This window comes from Vibrio sp. NFR (genome assembly GCF_027587095.1).
GTDB classification, from domain to species: Bacteria; Pseudomonadota; Gammaproteobacteria; order Enterobacterales; family Vibrionaceae; genus Vibrio; species Vibrio harveyi.
The window spans coordinates 100618-117805 of the sequence record NZ_JAPPTN010000007.1; the positions used below are offsets into that span (position 1 = coordinate 100618).

Sequence of the window (17188 nt, forward strand, 5' to 3'; positions counted from 1 at the left end):
AAACGACGACTAACGGAAACGCTTTATTTCACTCACAGTATCGCTAGATATGGCTTAATAGTGTTTTCTCTGGATGATGTTGAGAGAAGAGGGCGATTAGAGATTTGAGGAAGAAAACGCCCACTCCTCAATTGGAGTGGGCGAGAGAGTTTTATAGTTGAGCAGCGATTTGATCAGTAAGGTTATTCAACCCAGCGGAAAGCGCATCAACAAGCGCATCATAACCTTCGTCTTGTAAAGGCAGTTTGATTGTTACAGGTGCACTGTTTTTCACTTTGCCATTCGCATCAATGATAAGCCATTCGCCTTCAATTTCTGCGTTTCCTTCATAGCTACCATTAAACTTACTCAGCGATAACTGAAGTTTACTTTGGTCACTTTGGTCGAGTAAGTTGTTCACTTCTACCGGCCAGTATTGGCTTTGCTTAGCACGTAGATCATCAATCATGCGTTGAGTAATTTGCTCAGAGATACTGTGCGCCCACTGGTTGTGTTTTGCTTGAATGATTTTAGTCTCAGATGTTCGGTACACAATGCCACTGTCAGCAAGATAGCTTGCTAGTTGAGCTGGACGAACAACAAGCTGTGGACGTTGTGTAATCATGGTGTCACTGATTTTCGCTGAGCTTGCTTCAGGCAATACATACAATGCCCCGGTGTTTTCTGGTGCACTGCTACAACCTGCCAATAGGGCAGAAATCAATAAAAGTCCGCGTTTCATTATTTTTGCCCTCTAACAGGAATTGGATCATTCACTTCATCTTCACCAAAGACCAATGAGTTTGGTTTTTCATTTAGTTGCTTAAGAACGGGCTTGAACTCCGTCATTACCTGCTCCAACTCTTTCAATGTGGACTCCATCTCACTATACATAGTGGAATTCGGACCATAACCATCCAAGGTTTTCTGCAACTGTTCTAAGCTCTTGCGAATGTCTTGTGGAATGGCTTTGGTATCGTCTTGGTTAAGCAATTTGTCGACACTGCTTGCAACGCGCTCAGCAGAAGCGAGAGTGCGCTCTGATGTTTTCAGGGTTTTATTTAATGATTGAAGCGTCTCTTCCATCGGTAAGCTATTAATTTTGGTCAGGAAGTCATTTACTTGGCGTTGTACTTGAGCGAACCCACCTTGTTTGGTCGGGAATACGTCTAAGCCTTCAAACTCGCTTGGGACGTATGGGTCTTCATCAGGATAAAAATCGGTATCAATGTACAATGCGCCAGTCAGCAGGTTGCCGGTTTTTAGTGTTCCACGAAGCCCTTTAGCAAACTCTTCTTTCAGTTTCTGTTTGAAAAGAGGTAGCTTGTCGGCAGGCAAGTCGTTGTACACGCGTCCAAGTTCAATACGAACTAAGACAGGAATTTTTTTCGCAGAGAAATCTTCGTCTGGCGTTGGCATACGCATTGGCACTTTCATTACAGTACCGATACGTAGACCGCGATATTCCACGGGTGCTTTACGTTTAAGACCACGTACTGATTCTTCAAACATCATGACAAACTGGATGTAGTCGTCGTACATGCCTTCACGCACTTGCTTAACGTCATCGAATAAACGGAAGTGCGTCATATCCTCTTTGACTTCATCTCCCGCTCCTAAGCCAGGTAAGGTATCAAAGACAACCCCTCCAGTGATTAAGCTTTCAAGAGAGCCAAACTTCACCTCAAAACCTTCGGCGTTCAGTTGTAAGTCAACACCTGAACTTAGCCAAAAATGAGTCTTAGTGCGCACAAGGCTGTCGTATGGTTTGAAGATAAACAGTTGGTACAGTGCTCGGCGAGTATCCACGTCAAAGCTAGTGGTTTCTACACGCCCAACGGTGAAGCCTTTGTAAATCACCGGATCGCCAACGCCGAGTTTGCCTGCTTCGCGGTGGGTCAAGACAATGCGTAGACCCTCTGCATCAGGGGAGGCAACGGGTGGAACGTCAAGTACGTTAAAGTGTTCCTTTTCAACTTTGGAGTTGCCTGGTTGCAGCTGGATATAGGCACCGGAAAGTAGCGTTTCTAAACCAGAAACTCCTTCCCGACCAATACGCGGTTTGACGACCCAAAACATCGAATCTTCACGCAGCATACGATCGGCATCTTTGTTCATTTGTGCCGTGGCAATAATGTGGTCGTAATCTTTGCTGAGCTTAACATCTGTGATCACTCCCACTTTTACATTGAGTGCCTTGATTTCGGTCTTGCCAACTTCAATGCCTTCTGCTGTTGGTAGCTTCAGAGTGATCTCGGGACCAGTACTGTTGATGTATTGAAACAACATCCACGCTCCCATCGCCAGTGCAAGGATCGGGATGATCCAAATTGCAGAGACCTGCTTTTGCGGTTTTATTTGAGCGGTTGCTTTGTTCTCATCACTCATATTTAGCTTTCTCAGTTAAGTTATTCGTCATTGGCTTCTGCGCTTCGTTTTGTGGTAATTGCCATAACAAACGCGAGTCAAAAATCATGGCAGAGAGCATGGTGAAAATGACCACTGCCGCAAATGAAAGGGCAGCAGGACCAGGGTAGATCGCCATTAGGTTTTGCAGTTGTACTAACGCAACCAAAATCGCGACCACAAAAATATCAATCATTGACCAGCGCCCAATAAACTCGGTCATTCGGTACACTTTTAAACGCGAGATACTTTCCTCTGGTGGCAAGTATTGAGCTTTCTGCGCGTTGTAATAAAGCCATGCTAAGGCGAGCATTTTTGCCATAGGAATAAAGACACTAGCAAAGAAAATAACGGCAGCGATTGGGTAGGAGCCTAGTTGCCACAGCAGCACCACACCCTCCATGATGGTTGAACCTTCGGAATGACCAAGGCTAACGGTATACATCATTGGATAAAGGTTGGCTGGAATGTAAAAGATGATAGAGGCAAACAACAGTGCCCATGCTTTCTGTAAGTTATTCGCAGGATTGTATTTATGAACTGGGCTATGGCAACGAAGGCACTTTTGATGTTTAGTATCTTCGATAGGGTTAAGCTGATGGCACGTGTGGCAACCAATGTGATTATTGTCATGGTGCGTGTCACCTTCTTTCACATTTGGTAGTTCGATAGATGGGATGAAATGCCCCCATAGCCAGCTCTTATCTACCATAGAAATACACTTCACCACCAAAACTGTGTATACACAGAATGCCCAGAATGAACTGCCCATGCCTATCTCAGCCAGCGAAGCAATCTTAATTAGGCTCACTAATACGCCAATTAAAAAGACATCGACCATCAACCAAGGTTCGACTCTAAACAGAATTCGACACAGAGTCTTCGCCATGCGAATTTGTTTTTTACTCAATGGATGCTTGAGCGACTTCAAGGCTTCAAGATGAAGGAAAAGAATCAAACCGACGTAGATCGCGGGAAGGATGACAACGGTCGCAAGTAATAAAGCGCCAAGGAGCGCATTATGAAATTCCGCTAGCATCTTCGCTGCGTGCATTAGAGTGATTTCTTGAGATAAACCTTGAACGCTGAACGACATGAATGGGAAAGAGACACTCAAAACTAGCATGATCAAACAAGCGACCGAGACAGCAAGAACGCTTTGATACGGTTTCGCGTTGATTTTAGTTAGCGAATGCTCACAGCGAGGACACTGTGCTTTTTGACCTTGTTCGATATCAGGAATACGAACGACCAAGCCGCACTCTTCGCAGGAGATCAATTGACGTGAATTAGGTTGGGTGCTCATTCATTAATTATTTCGTACTTTTAATAACTAAGAATAACCCTTTTTCACGTTATGCGCTTGTTTTTGCGGGATTGTTTACACGTTTCTTACCTGTTTAATGCAAAACCAGCCTTAGAGACTGGTTGTTGCGTTATCCAGAGAGGGTGAGGAGCGACGAGACGCTCTAATGTTCGTTTTAAGCTTTCGTGTCTTGTTCAAACTTGGCTTTTATGAAATCAATGAAGGTTCGCAGACGTTTAGGCTGGTAGCGGTCACGATGGAAAATTGCTGACAGAGGTACCGATGGGATTTCCCATTCTGGCATCACTTTGACCAGCTTGCCTTGCTCTACTTCTTTGCCACAGTAACTTAAGGGTACGCGAATAATGCCGTTACCGTAGAGTGCGCCCATCACAAGAGCGCGACCATTCTTACAACGTAAATTACCTTTCACTATCACGTCACTGTGTTCAGTTGGTGTAGCAACGTTACGGTAGCTCCAACGCGTAACTGAGCCTGTGAGAGTACGGTGTTTCGCCAGCTCTTTGGGGGCGACTGGTTCGCCATGTATTTTAAGGTAAAGTGGACTCGCGAGTGTGACCATGTCGATCATCATCAACTTACGCGCAACGAATCCCGCGTCTTCCAGTTCCCCCATACGAATCGCAACGTCGAACTGGTCTTCGATCAAATCAATTCGAGGTGAAGAGAAGTCCAAATCCACAAATACATCTGGGTATTCCGACATGAATTCATTGACGTATTTAGCGACGATGTCTTCGCCGATATAACCGCCGACGCAGTTCACTCGGATCAACCCTCGAACTTCTTGAGTATCGTCGACAGCGGCAATTAATGCTTGGTCGATATCATGCAGTGCTTTTTCGCATTCTTGGTAAAAACGTTCACCGGCATGAGTCAAACGCAATGTTCGCGTAGTTCGAGTGAGTAGAGTCACGCCCATTTGCGCTTCGAGCCCACTGATTTGGCGAGATACATGGGAACGCGATACTGAAAGGGCTTCTGCCGCTTTGGTGAAGTTGCCCAGTTGAGCAATCAAAACAAAGGAGCGAATATCAGCAAGATTAACTTTATTGAGCATGTTGAATTATTTACGGAAATGGTAGTCATAAGACTATCATAATTAGCTACCAATGAGAGCGGCGCAGAAAATTCATACCACTTGAGGTTTATATAAACTTGCGTATGATTCCCGCCAACGATTGACAATCAAAACGAATATGCTTGCATCTACTTCACAATCTGCTGCATCCCAACATCAAGGGAAATGGCTCCTAGCTTTGATTGGCTGGGTGATTGTGGTGTGCCTGTTGAAAAACTCCGGCTTGATGTTCAGTTGCGCCATGCAATATGACTCGAACACGACCTCGGTGTTGGTTGATGGGGGGCGAGTTAATGATGTCACAAAGATTGAGAGAGCCGACAGTGGGCACGATACGGGTAAATGTGAGTTATCTGAAAAACTGATTCAATTTGCTCAACAGCAACTGGAAACCATGGTTGTTGTACTGTTTATTGGTCTCTTCGTATTAGCCGTGTGGCGCTGCTGCGCATTTGCTAACCAAAGGCAATGGACAGAACCGATAATCCATAAGTATCGGGTCCATCTCACCCTATGTGTATTCCGTGAATAACAAGTGATTTCTGACGAGTATTTTTCCGTCAGTATTTTCTACACTTGTTTTTAACTAGGAATCACTATGAACCACATTAAAAAAACAACTCAAGCTGCGGTTATGATCTTCGTGACGTTAGCGCTGAGCTTATTCTCGTTATTTGCCCAAGCACAGACGACAGACACCGGGTGGCTGACCAACCCTCAACATCCACCTGTACAGACGCGCTTTGTACTTACCGGACAACAAGATCCCAATACCAACACACTTACTGGTTATCTTGATGTCAAACTCACCGGCGATTGGAAAACCTACTGGCGTTCACCGGGTGAAGGTGGTGTCGCGCCTTCTATTGATTGGGAAAAATCACAAAACCTAACCAAAGTGGATTGGCAATGGCCGTACCCGCAGAAATACGAACTGCTTGGTATTGAAACGCTGGGTTATAAAGGTGACACCGTTTTCCCAATGACGTTGCACGTCGAAGACATGAATAAACCAGTGACGATTGATGCGACGCTGACACTGTCTTCGTGCACGACCATTTGTGTCCTGACGGATTATCACATTCAACTGTCTTTCCTACCTTCCGACTTACAAGTTGATGAAGGAGTGATGTTTACTTACGCGCAAGCAGTGAGCAGTGTGCCTCAGCCTTCTCCTTTTGTTGAAGTTACGCAAGCAAACTGGGATGCGAGCCAATCTAAGTTGCAAATCAAACTGACCAACTCACAAGGATGGCAGAAGCCAGAAGTGTTAGTCGATGGTGTCGATGAAACAACGAGCGATTACAGCTTCAAGTTGGAAGGGCTGCATCAAGAGGGCAATACGCTTACCGCAAACTATTTAGTGAATACTTGGTTGGGTGACGTAGAGCTGGATAACCAATCGCTTTACGTCTCAATCAAAGATAACAACCTACTGGCGCAAGAAACCGCGCAAGCAAAAGCGGGTGTTATCACGCAAGCTTTGCCAACCACTTCACTGGTGAACATATTCTTGTTTGCGCTACTAGGCGGCTTGATTCTGAATATCATGCCTTGCGTACTACCAGTACTAGGTATGAAGTTAAGCAGCATTGTGGCCGCACAAGGTGTTGAACGTCGCCAAATTCGCACTCAATTCATCGCTTCTTCGTTAGGTATTCTGACTTCGTTCTGGCTTTTGGCTGGGTTTATCTTAGTGTTGAAGCTGACAGGTAATGCTATCGGCTGGGGTGTGCAATTCCAAAGCCCTTGGTTCTTAGGCTTAATGCTGCTGGTGACCGGATTATTTGGCGCCAACATGCTTGGTTTGTTTGAAATTCGCCTGTCTTCAGGTACGAATACTTGGCTAGCGTCGAAGGGCGATAACTCGCTATTTGGACACTACGTGCAAGGAATGTTCGCGACTCTGCTTGCAACGCCTTGTTCTGCGCCTTTCTTAGGTACCGCCGTTGCGTTTGCACTGGGTGCGGACGTAGCAACGTTGTTTGCTATTTTCACCGCACTGGCATTAGGCATGGCACTGCCTTGGATCTTAGTCGCTATCTTCCCGGGTATCGCGTTGAAGTTACCAAAGCCAGGGCAGTGGATGAATGTCGTGAAAATCGTATTCGGCATCATGATGCTGGCAACCAGTGCATGGTTGTTGTCATTGATGGCGAATCACTTACCAGTATTTTGGGTCATCTTAATCGGCTTGGTTGCATTCATCGTTATTATGGCGCGTGTCAAGCGAGTCTACGGTAACAAAGCGCTGGCAGTGTCAGGTACGGCATCGCTCATCTTAATCGCTGGTGGACTGATGCTAGGCAGCATGACAGCGAATCATTGGGCAACCCCATTGCCTGAAGACTTGGCTTGGGAAAAGTTATCGAATGAAGCGATTGCGGAACACGTGAAAAATGGTCGCGTAGTATTTGTGGATGTGACTGCTGACTGGTGTGTCACTTGTAAAGCCAACAAGATCGGTGTGATCTGGCAAGATCCAGTTTACTCATTGCTGCAAAGCCCTAATGTTGCGACGTTAAAAGGCGACTGGACGCATCCCAATAGTTCAGTTACCGATTTCTTAAGAGCACATGGGCGTTTTGGTGTGCCATTCAACATAGTTTATGGTCCTGCTGCACCAGAAGGTATTCCTTTACCAGTGATTTTGACTGACGATGTTGTGGTGAAAGCCATTGAGCAAGCAAGCGGAGGTGTGATTAAGTGAACACCGTAAAAAAGCGCAAGTCGCTGAAATATTGGCTTGGTCAAGCGCTACAAATCATCCTCATGGTGACTGTTATATCGGTCGCGATGGATTGGTACCGCACCAAAGACATTCCCAAAGAGCATGCGCCGCCTCTTAGTGCAATCATGGCGGACGGTGAGTTCGTCGATGTGATTGCCAAAAGCCATGACGAGCCTGTTGTCGTGTATTTTTGGGCAACGTGGTGTCCTGCGTGTAAGTTTGTTAGCCCTAGCGTGAGTTGGTTGAGCAACTATTATGAAGTCGTTGCTGTTTCTGGTGCCTCTGGTCCAGAAGAACGTGTACAAAAATTCATTCAGGCAAAAGACTACCAGTTCGATAATGTCAATGATCCCAAAAGCACCATCATGCAAGAATGGAGCATTGGCGTAACTCCGACTATCTATGTTGTAAAAGATGGGAAGATAAGCTCAATTACAACGGGTGTTACCACACCAGTAGGTATTTTAGCGAGGATCTGGATGGCTTAAATCAATGCGTAGCACGTCGACTTTTTTCACGCTTTTACAAGGACATAAGTGTATAGGTGACTAGGGCGTGCTACATTGGCAAACGTTCAAGAATTCAAGGAGGAATCATGGACGTTGCCAAAATGTATGATGAAGTATCTGAGCGCTACCAAAAGTTAATTGAAGACAGCCAATATGTTGGTCCACGTTGGGTCGACGGGAAGCTAAAAACACTCAATCTACAGCAAGGCTCAGCCCTTGATTTGGCTTGCGCCACAGGCAGCATCGGGAAAGTCATAAAATCTCATTACCCTGATGTCGTTCTACATGGCTTGGACATCTCCTCCAATATGGTGAACAAAGCGCGCGAAACCAACTTATATCAAAGCGTCAATGTTCATGATCTTGACCAACCTTTTTCCCCACTTTTCAATCAAACCTTCGACATCATTACCGCTCTCGGATTCACGGAATTTCTCGTCGATCCCCAGTCGCTACTTCAATGTATTACTGAGCTGCTAAATGCTGATGGGCGTTGCTTTATCAGTTTCCAATGTCACGACCCAGGTGGAAAAGATCTGCCGAGAAACACCTACAGTGGCACAGTCGTACACACCGCTTACACCGAGAACGAAGTTCGCGAGTTCAGCCAAAACGCAGGGCTTAAAGTCGTATCGCTTGAAAATCTTGTCGGTTATACATCAGGTGCAGGTTATATATGCCGTTACCTGCTCTTAGAGCTACGAAAGCCAAGTTAATCACTTAAATAAACAAGGACTGTTTTTGAAGACACAAGATCTCAGTGAGTTTGCATCAGGCATGGAGTACGATACTCAGTATGATAAACATTACGAAGATGATATCGCTCTGATACAAAAGCACATTACCGCGATGTGTGCTCGAAGTTTGCTGGATGTGTGCTGTGGTACGGGTATTGTCACCATACCTGTCGCAAAGCCACTCGATAACGCTGTTGGTATTGATATTGCCGAGGGGATGTTAATACATGCTAAACACAAAGCGCAGGGATTGGATAACGTTTCTTTTTTGCATCAGGATGCCACTCAATTCTCTCTCGATAAATGCTTTGATATGGCGATCATGACGGGCAATGCTTTCCAAGCTTTCCTCTCCGATAAGATGCTAGTTGGTGTCCTTAATTCGATTTCCAATCACCTCAATAGAAGTGGGCGTTTCATCTTTGATACCCGTTTACCAACGCCCGATAACTTGGAAATTGATGCTGAAATGTCGTTGTGGCAAACCTATGAATTGCCCGACAAAGGCGAAGTAAAGTACATGGGAATGAGCGAACGTTATGACGCTAAAAGTGCAATCCTTTATTTGAAGAAAGAACGTCACTACCAAGATGGTTCAACAACTCACTCAAGCATTGATTTGAAGTATCGAAAGTTATCTGAAATTGAAGTGTTTCTTGCTCAGGCGGGTTTATGTATTACCGAAAAATACAGCTCTTGGACAGAAGATAAGTTTTCTGAAAACTCAAACAACCTAATTTGCGTCGCAGAGAAGCTTTGATTTATTGGGAGAACACCATGCAAGGATATCGCATTAGCACTGCCTTTGAAGAGATGGATCTGGATTGCATCCATCACTTCATTTCACAGAGCTATTGGGCGAAAGGAGTGCCGAGAGACACGCTAGATAAAGCGGTGCGAAACTCCTTTTGTTTCGGCGTGTTTACTGAGTCCAATCAACAAATCGCGTTTGCTCGCCTTATTACTGACAAAGCCACCTTCGCTTATCTTGCCGATGTTTTCGTACTCCCGGAATACCGTGGGCAAGGCATTAGTAAATGGTTGGTTTCTGAAATCGTGTCCCATCCAAATCTTCAAGGTTTGCGCAGAATGATGCTTGCGACGCGTGATGCTCATGGTCTGTATGAACAGTTCGGCTTTAAGCCTATCGAGTCCGTCGAGAACTTTATGCAGATATGGAACCCAGACGTGTATCAAGGTGAGAGCCAATGAGGCGAGAAGCGCAAGATGTGGCAATCAGATACCTTGAAGAAATAGATGCCGTTCCTTTGTTTGAAAACTACTTTGGCGATGAGCAAACGTGTTTGTACCTCAATCGACAAGCCCATCAAAGCCCAAACCAAACGTTACAAGCGATCAGTCGATGGCGAGCTCAATATGAGTTGGCTCACCCTAATATCTTGGTGTTCGCAATTGAAGAAAACGCGACCCACGTTCCCATTGGTTGCTTAGTCTTAATCCCTGAAAAAAGTCGTAGCGAAATTCACTTTGGGATTTCTAGGAATTATCAAGGTAAAGGGTATACGACTCAGGCGTGTAAGCTTGGTATCGAGCATCTGAAAAGCATCGGAGTCGAGGAGATTTACACAACCCCACATATCGACCATCAAGCCAGTATTCGTGTGCTGGAAAAATGTGGATTTAAGAAACAAGGCGTGCTGAAGGAATACACGGTATTTCCTGCGTTAAGTATGTTTCCGCAGGACTGTTTAAGTATGCGGTTTAAAAGGGGATAAGCATGAAGTGGACGCTATGGTTTATTACTTTTATCGCGGTAGAAGTTATGGCAAAAGAGCAACTTAGAGTTGCGATCAATCAAACACCGTATTCCGCCGTTTTACGGCTCACGAGTTTTGAAGAAATAAAGCAAGGTGTTGATGCATACTACGAAATTCAAGCTGACGTACTCGAAGAGATTCGAGGGAATTTTTCGTCTCACATATCTTTCAAAATGTATGCAGCGAAGGGAGATGAGCCAAATTTAGGAGCTGCAGCATCGATTATTGTGCTCTGTCATGATGACCAAGGGTATTTTTGGCCCGGCACTGGTTCTGAGTTTAAGGCGAGTAAGCAAAATATCGCTATCGCTAAAGAGGCGGCTGAATATCAAACTGAAGAACAAGAGTTGTTTTCTCTATGCCCGCAATAGTGGATATTGAACCACGGAGACAGCAGGGGTTTGTCCTCAAGTTGATTGCTTAACTTATTGAAAATTAAGAACTGTCATACCATTGTCGCCATGGTGTCACATGACAAAAAGGCGACTGTCGTCTGTGCGTCGTTTTTATAGTGTCGATCTTGCGGCATGATGTGAACATCATTGAATGAATAGGGATATGTGATGCAAACAGGGAAAACAATTTTAACCAGCTACTTTGAATGGAAAGGACATGACATTACTGTCCAAATCTCAATGTTAAGTGGCAAAGAGTGGGTTTACGTCGATGGTGAACTCGTATCCCAAAAGTCCAATTGGTACTTTAAATCCAGTCATATGATTGAGATTGAAGGAGAGAAATTAGAAGTCCAAATTTGCCTAAACGGTAAGTGGATGATAACGGTCTTCCTGAAAAAGGGTTATCGAAGTATTGATGAGTATGAATTTGGGCTAACTCATCTCCAAATTCTCAAAGGCATTGGTGTTGCTTTTGCATGTGGTTTGCTTGTTGGTTTTGTCACTATCGCTGTGTTTTTTGGTGGGAAAGGGTGAATGGATGCAATTAGATACCTCAAAAATTCGCCACCTAAGGCAGCACAAAGCATGGACCCAACAACAACTCGCCGATATCTGTGGGTTAAGTTTACGCACCATACAACGTGTTGAGCTTCACGGAAGTGCTTCTTTGGAGACGGGGCGTTCTCTGGCGGCTGCATTTGATACCGAATACACGGCACTTTTGGTCAATGCTAAACCTGATAACTATGGGAGTAACGAACCTTCATCTTTTAGCAATTCTCCTAACCTTATATTAATTAGTGTAGGAATGTTTGTATTCGGTGTATTGGTCGGTGCACTTGCAATGCTCCTATTAAGATAGATTGGGTTACACCGCATGCCCAAAGCAATGTGCTCTGGGCATAACAGATTGATGTTGATATTAGACGACTTGCTCGTCTGGATGACTCCACATCAATGGATCAGAAAAAGGTCCCTTGATGGATGAAGTGGACTCACCAACCCCAGTTAACGCGCCTGGTGTTAACTCTCGTGCAAACCAGCAATCTAAAGGCGCATTGGACGGTACAGGTAGTAATACGCTGTGAGTCGTGTTGTAACGATTCGCATAATGCATCGGATCGCCCATTACAAAGATAACGTCAGCGTTTAACTGCTTTTCTGCTTCTTCCATCAATCTTGTCGCATAACCTTTGCCTTGGAACTCAGGTAGTACCGCAAGTGGTGCAAGTACATAGCATTTTAGGTGTGGTGCTGCGTCAATCACGATAGGGGTATAGCAGGCGTGTGCTACGCCTTCGTAGACGATTGAAAAGCTGCCATCTGCAATAAGATTGTCGGCAAATTCTGCATAGAGTTTGGCGTGTCTCTCATCATATAGCCCACCGGCTTTCGCGAACGCTTCGTATTGAATTTGATAAGGTGTATTCATTGGTTTCTCCTTAGTTTTTATATTTAACTCACTAAACCGACTGACCGTGCAGTCAGTTGGTTTAATCAAAAAAATCACGCAACGAGATGTGCATGATTTTTTGGTTGGTTTAGCAGTACTTTTTGATGAACTCTTGCCTGATTTCTTCGATAGGGAAGTCCTCATTGAGTAAATAGTTCATGGCAATACCATCGATCTCCGCGATGAACATTTTTGTCACGACAACAGGGTTCGAGTGCCCCAGTGAGCGAAAAACTTCTTCAGTGGATACCTGTAAACCTTGGTAGCGTTCGTCTATCAGATCGACAACAATCGCTCTCGTGGTCGGGTGAACCATCACACTAAAATTGAACTGATAAATCTTGCGGTGTTCAGGAACGGTCATACCATCGAAGATCGAGTGGATCATTGCTTCTAAGCGATCGTCATTCTCTGATACGTGTTCATCACTCTTATCTGTTTCTTCGATAATCTGAGTGATATGAACAAAAACTTCTCTTAACAGTTCGTTTTTATTTTTGAAGTGGTGAAACACCAAGCCTTTTGAAATTTCAGCCTTCTCACAAATGGTGGAGACGGGCGTTTTCTCAAAACCATGTTCCGCAAATAACTGCGTTGCAACTTCAATGATCTGTTGTCTTTTGTCCATAGTACTCGCTCTAAATACCGACTGACCAATTGGTCAGTTTTGCGAATGATAGTGTGTTTTTTGAACTTCCGTCAAGTCTTAATAGGATCAAAACAGCAGTGTTGGTGCTTTCGAAGTGAAGTAAAAAGCATTGAGTCATTTCCAAACTGCAAAATCAAAGCGGTAGTGGGTGGCTTTCATCTCGTGGGCTTGCCCGTATTTAATAGTATTGGTGGTACTAAAGACGACATCAAAGCATTAGGTAAAGTCTTGTCAGAATATCCTGTTGAGAAGTTTTACACGGGTCACTGTACGGGGATGAAGGCGTATCATTTACTGAAAGAAGTGCTTGGTGATCGTCTAGAGCATTTACCAACTGGTCGCCGTGTTGACATTTAACCAATGACCATTTTACGCCAAGTTCAGCGATTCACTCCGGCTATTGTCTTTTAGTGATTACATAGCCATACCAAATATGACAAATATCCTACATTAAAGCCGATATTATCCTAGAACTTTGTGTTCACGAGATGGTCACAAGACTACACAACAATAACTGGTATCAATGATGGCAAAAACTTGGCTTGTCTCTGCTGTGAGCGTTGCGCTGCTCGGTGGCGGTGCGTATTACTATCTGCAATCTTCGGCTCAGCCGGAAGCGTTTCCAACTCTAGCGGTGGAAAAAGGAACCATTGAAAAACAAGCGGTCGCTGTTGGTAATATTGTTCCAGCGCACTCGGTTTCTATTAAGTCACAAATTGACGGTATCGTTGGTGAAATCTATGTCAACGTCGGCGAAAAAGTAAAACAAGGGCAACCCTTGATTAAGGTGCGTCCTAACCCGACACCTCAAGCACTGACGGATGCGTCTACCGATTTGATGCGCAGTGAAGCGGATCTTGAATCAGCCAAACAAAAGCTTGCTAACCTAGAGAGCTTGGTCAAGCAGGACATCATTCCTAAAAACTATGACGAGTATGTGAGTGCGCGATCAGCGGTTAAGTCTGCTCAAGCGAATGTATTGCAAAAACGTCAGAACCTTGAGTTGATTCGTAGCGGCGAAGCCTCTATCGGGAATGCACGTTTGACATCGACCATTTATGCGCCGATTGATGGCACTGTTCTTAACCGTAAAGTGGAAGTCGGTGAGCCGATTATTTCTACACAGTCAAGCCAAGAAGCAACGGCAATGATGTCACTGGCTGATATGAATAGCCTGATTTTCAAAGGCAGCGTGAGTGAACATGATGCTGCTCAGCTTTCCCCGGGCATGCCAGTTGTGATCACTGTCGCTCCTTATCCAGATGTTGAGATCTCTGGAGTGCTGACTAAAGTGGCCATTCAGTCTGAGAACTTAAACTCACCTGCTGGAAACGCATCCGCGAAAAGTTTCGATAATGGCTTTGGCGTTGAAGTGGGCGAACTAAGTATTCCGAAAGAAGTGCGTTTGCGCTCGGGTTTTTCGTCGACGGCAAAAATCACGCTAAAGAAATCAGAAAATGTTTTAACACTGCCAGAGCGTGCGCTTCAGTTTAATGGCGACACACCAAGCGTTTTGATCCCAGACACTTCTGAACAAGGTTTCCACTCACAACCAGTCAAACTCGGACTATCGGATGGAATTAATGTGGAAGTGCTTGATGGTGTCGAACTGAATGAAGAAATCATCGACAACAGCATGATGATGGGAGCCGCTCATGGCTAAGTTAACTTTGTCCAAATTAGGCTGCGCGATATTAGCTGCCACGTTAAGTTTGCCTAGCTATGCGATTTCTATCGAGCAAGCGTGGCAACAGGCAAAACAAAACGACCCAAATTATGAAAAAGCTAAGATTGGCGTGCAACTTGGCGAGGTCGGTGTTGATGCGAGTCGCAGTTCACTTTTGCCCGGTTTGACTGCCACGGCGTCTTCAAACTGGAGTGAGTCAGCAGACAATACCAACCGCTACGGGGCATCCCTCTCTCAAACCATTTGGGACAGCAGTTTGTGGTCAGACTTAGACCGAGCAAATGCAAACTACCTTAAAGCGCAGTTGGAGTTGACTCAATCACATAACGAATTGGCGCAAAGGCTCCTATCGTCTTACCTGGATGTTGCGAGTGCGCAAGGCGATTTGCAACTGGCGCAATCTAAGCTAGAAGAAGGCAATAAGTTACTGAAAATAATCGAGAAGCGGTATCGTGCAGGTAAAGTGAAATCGGTTGATGTAGAAGAGATTCGTGCGACACAGGTTTCTGAACAAGCGGGTATTTTAAGTGCTCAAGCTGACTTAGAAGTGAAAAGAGCGACACTGGCAGCTTTAATCAACCAAACGCCACAAAATGTTGATCAAATTCGTACTGATTCGCTCATCCAGCCACCAATGTTGGTGAACTCCCAAGAGCAATGGTTGAAACTGGCAAAAGACAGCAGTCCTGAGCTATTAGTCGCTGCGCAAAATGTCAAAGCCAGTGAGTTTGCCAAAGACTCAGCGAAAGGTGGCTACTACCCCACGTTGAAAGGTGACATTGGTTACAACGATGATGATCGACGCAAAGACGGTGAGTTCAACGCTGGCATCACCTTGAGCGTGCCAATTGACCTCAACGGTGCAACGCGCGCGAAAGTTGATGAAGCGTCACTTAATATCCTCAGTGCGAAACAAGATTTGCGTAAAGTTGAAATCGATATTCATAAGCGCGTTATCCAGCAGTTTACTCAGGTCGAGATCAACTGGAACCAAGTGCTGATGGCAAACGAGCTTGTGCTTTCTCGCGAGAAAGTCTTACGCAGTAAAGAGAAGCTTTACGACGCAGGATTGTTGGAAGTCTCAGAGGTGATCAGTGCGCACAACAGTTTGTTTGAAGCCAAAAATAGCCTAAAAACCAACTTGTACAGCTATTGGCGTCAGCGCATTGGTTTGCTTCAAACCGCAGGAAAGCTGGATGATGACACGATGGCGTTGATTTCTCGAGCTTTTAACTCATGACCAATCTATTACAGCAAACCTGGCAAACTTTGATGGCGCATCGTATGAAAAGTGCGTTGGCGATCATTGCTATTGCTTGGGGTGTCATTTCAGTGGTGGTGTTGATTGCGTTGGGAGAGGGTTTCTATCGTCATCAAACTCAACAGCTTTCTTTTTTGATGAACAACGTCCAAGTGGCATTTCCCTCAAGCACAAGTAAGGCTTGGCAAGGCTTACCGGCTAGGCGTCAAATCAGTATTTCACAAGAGCAAGTTGAGATGATCAAGAGCGCGGGTTTTGTCGAGGATGTTTCCAGTGTGTATGCCAAGTGGGATGGCAGCGTTACCAATGAAAAAGGACAACGTTTATCGAGTAATGTGAGCGGCATAGATTCGACGTATTTTTCACTAATGCAAAGCAAGTTTGAAACAGGCTCGCGCCATATCTCACCGAGTGATATCCACAATCACACACGCGTCGCAGTATTAGGTGATCAAATCGCGAAGATGGGTGCACTTACCACTGGTAATACGGTGAAAGTCAATGGCATTCCTTTTCTGGTGATTGGCGTACTCAAAAATGAGGACTCTGGTATTTCTTTTGGTGATAACCGTACCGTCTTCATCCCTCAAACGACCTATCGAGATCTGTGGAACACCAAGCCATGGATGTTGTTGATGAAGCCTGCCGCGGGTATGGATGCCTATTCATTTAGGAAAAACGTTGCTGACTTTTATGCGAAATTGCTTCATTTTGACCCTAACGATAGAGATGCGATTGATATGCCAGATTTTAGTGAAGGAGCCTCATTGATTAAGGGGATCTTCCGTGGCATTCAGGTGTTCTTGGGCGCAAGTGGTGCTATGACCATGGCTGTTGGTGCACTTGGTGTTGCCAATATTATGTTTCTGTCGGTGACTGAGAGAACAAGAGAGATTGGGGTTCGCTTGGCGATAGGCGCTACTCAAAAATCGATACTGAATCAGTTTATTTTAGAAGGGCTCATTCTTGTTGCTGTTGGAACCGGAGTTGGGCTGATGTTTGCTTATAGTATTGTGACCTTACTTAGCTCAATCACCCTTCCTGAATGGGTTGGTATACCGGTGATAACACTCGGCTCTATTGTATGGTCACTCTTAGTCACGCTGATTTTGGCACTGATGGCGTCATACTTTCCTGCAAGACGAGCCTCTCGTCTCACACCAGTAATTGCTTTGAGTGCGAGGGCATAATC

At 45.0% G+C, this 17188-nt stretch carries 19 protein-coding genes and 1 pseudogene; 14 read left to right on the forward strand and 6 right to left on the reverse strand.

The window, feature by feature from the left end:
* Window positions 1–151: 151 nt before the first annotated feature.
* The 4 genes from OH463_RS14885 to OH463_RS14900 all read right to left on the reverse strand — a co-directional run bounded on the left by OH463_RS14885 (window position 152) and on the right by OH463_RS14900 (window position 4772).
* A complete protein-coding gene (locus tag OH463_RS14885) occupies window positions 152–721 on the reverse strand; it encodes a PqiC family protein (protein ID WP_017817865.1) in 570 nt (189 codons plus the stop codon).
* Window positions 721–2367 carry an intermembrane transport protein PqiB gene (pqiB, locus tag OH463_RS14890; RefSeq protein ID WP_009702050.1) on the reverse strand — a complete coding sequence of 549 codons (1647 nt, stop codon included), beginning with the start codon at window positions 2365–2367 and terminating at the stop codon, window positions 721–723. Before pqiB ends, OH463_RS14885 begins: the two co-directional genes overlap by 1 nt.
* Complete coding sequence (locus OH463_RS14895) at window positions 2360–3691, reverse strand: paraquat-inducible protein A (protein WP_005444882.1); 1332 nt, start codon at window positions 3689–3691, stop codon at window positions 2360–2362. The genes pqiB and OH463_RS14895 overlap by 8 nt, the downstream gene beginning before the upstream one ends.
* A 175-nt stretch (window positions 3692–3866) precedes the next feature.
* Entirely contained in the window at window positions 3867–4772 is a 906-nt protein-coding gene (locus tag OH463_RS14900; protein ID WP_269991533.1) for a LysR family transcriptional regulator, read from the reverse strand.
* A gap of 139 nt (window positions 4773–4911) precedes the next feature.
* Between OH463_RS14900 and OH463_RS14905 the strand changes: the two genes are divergently transcribed.
* The 10 genes from OH463_RS14905 to OH463_RS14950 all read left to right on the forward strand — a co-directional run bounded on the left by OH463_RS14905 (window position 4912) and on the right by OH463_RS14950 (window position 11808).
* The gene (locus OH463_RS14905; protein WP_005444886.1) at window positions 4912–5325 is read left to right on the forward strand and encodes a hypothetical protein; all 414 of its coding nucleotides are present in this window, start codon (window positions 4912–4914) and stop codon (window positions 5323–5325) included.
* 66 nt (window positions 5326–5391) lie between these two features.
* The gene (locus tag OH463_RS14910; RefSeq protein ID WP_239969884.1) at window positions 5392–7503 is read left to right on the forward strand and encodes a protein-disulfide reductase DsbD family protein; all 2112 of its coding nucleotides are present in this window, start codon (window positions 5392–5394) and stop codon (window positions 7501–7503) included.
* Complete coding sequence (locus tag OH463_RS14915; RefSeq protein ID WP_269991534.1) at window positions 7500–8012, forward strand: protein disulfide oxidoreductase; 513 nt, start codon at window positions 7500–7502, stop codon at window positions 8010–8012. Before OH463_RS14910 ends, OH463_RS14915 begins: the two co-directional genes overlap by 4 nt.
* A 107-nt stretch (window positions 8013–8119) precedes the next feature.
* Window positions 8120–8749: a class I SAM-dependent DNA methyltransferase gene (locus OH463_RS14920; protein WP_188014919.1), complete on the forward strand. Its 630-nt coding sequence runs from the start codon at window positions 8120–8122 to the stop codon at window positions 8747–8749.
* Between the two features lie 25 nt (window positions 8750–8774).
* Complete coding sequence (locus tag OH463_RS14925; protein WP_009698455.1) at window positions 8775–9530, forward strand: class I SAM-dependent methyltransferase; 756 nt, start codon at window positions 8775–8777, stop codon at window positions 9528–9530.
* A 17-nt stretch (window positions 9531–9547) separates the two neighbouring features.
* Window positions 9548–9982 (forward strand): GNAT family N-acetyltransferase, encoded by a 435-nt coding sequence (locus tag OH463_RS14930; protein ID WP_029790898.1) that lies wholly within the window; start codon window positions 9548–9550, stop codon window positions 9980–9982.
* On the forward strand, window positions 9979–10506 hold the full coding sequence (locus OH463_RS14935; protein ID WP_009698453.1) for a GNAT family N-acetyltransferase: 528 nt from the start codon (window positions 9979–9981) through the stop codon (window positions 10504–10506). The genes OH463_RS14930 and OH463_RS14935 overlap by 4 nt, the downstream gene beginning before the upstream one ends.
* 2 nt (window positions 10507–10508) lie before the next feature.
* Complete coding sequence (locus tag OH463_RS14940; RefSeq protein ID WP_269991535.1) at window positions 10509–10919, forward strand: hypothetical protein; 411 nt, start codon at window positions 10509–10511, stop codon at window positions 10917–10919.
* Window positions 10920–11111: 192 nt separating this feature from the next.
* Window positions 11112–11480: a hypothetical protein gene (locus tag OH463_RS14945; RefSeq protein WP_009698451.1), complete on the forward strand. Its 369-nt coding sequence runs from the start codon at window positions 11112–11114 to the stop codon at window positions 11478–11480.
* 4 nt (window positions 11481–11484) lie between these two features.
* Entirely contained in the window at window positions 11485–11808 is a 324-nt protein-coding gene (locus OH463_RS14950) for a helix-turn-helix domain-containing protein (protein ID WP_009698450.1), read from the forward strand.
* A gap of 60 nt (window positions 11809–11868) precedes the next feature.
* On the opposite strand, the gene OH463_RS14955 is transcribed toward OH463_RS14950, so the two are convergent.
* Window positions 11869–12378, reverse strand: coding sequence for a GNAT family N-acetyltransferase (locus OH463_RS14955; protein ID WP_009698449.1), 510 nt, complete (start codon window positions 12376–12378; stop codon window positions 11869–11871).
* Window positions 12379–12487: 109 nt separating this feature from the next.
* Window positions 12488–13027, reverse strand: a complete 540-nt coding sequence (locus OH463_RS14960) for a TetR/AcrR family transcriptional regulator (protein ID WP_029790904.1) — start codon at window positions 13025–13027, stop codon at window positions 12488–12490.
* 126 nt (window positions 13028–13153) lie between these two features.
* Here OH463_RS14960 and OH463_RS14965 point away from each other — a divergent pair.
* The 4 genes and pseudogenes from OH463_RS14965 to OH463_RS14980 form a co-directional block, all read left to right on the forward strand.
* Window positions 13154–13405 (forward strand): annotated as a pseudogene (locus OH463_RS14965) (hypothetical protein); the annotation flags it as partial.
* 169 nt (window positions 13406–13574) lie between these two features.
* The gene (locus OH463_RS14970; protein ID WP_005444921.1) at window positions 13575–14711 is read left to right on the forward strand and encodes an efflux RND transporter periplasmic adaptor subunit; all 1137 of its coding nucleotides are present in this window, start codon (window positions 13575–13577) and stop codon (window positions 14709–14711) included.
* Window positions 14704–15975, forward strand: coding sequence for a TolC family protein (locus OH463_RS14975; RefSeq protein ID WP_038898649.1), 1272 nt, complete (start codon window positions 14704–14706; stop codon window positions 15973–15975). The genes OH463_RS14970 and OH463_RS14975 overlap by 8 nt, the downstream gene beginning before the upstream one ends.
* Window positions 15972–17186 carry an ABC transporter permease gene (locus tag OH463_RS14980; protein WP_009698447.1) on the forward strand — a complete coding sequence of 405 codons (1215 nt, stop codon included), beginning with the start codon at window positions 15972–15974 and terminating at the stop codon, window positions 17184–17186. The genes OH463_RS14975 and OH463_RS14980 overlap by 4 nt, the downstream gene beginning before the upstream one ends.
* Window positions 17187–17188: the final 2 nt, after the last annotated feature.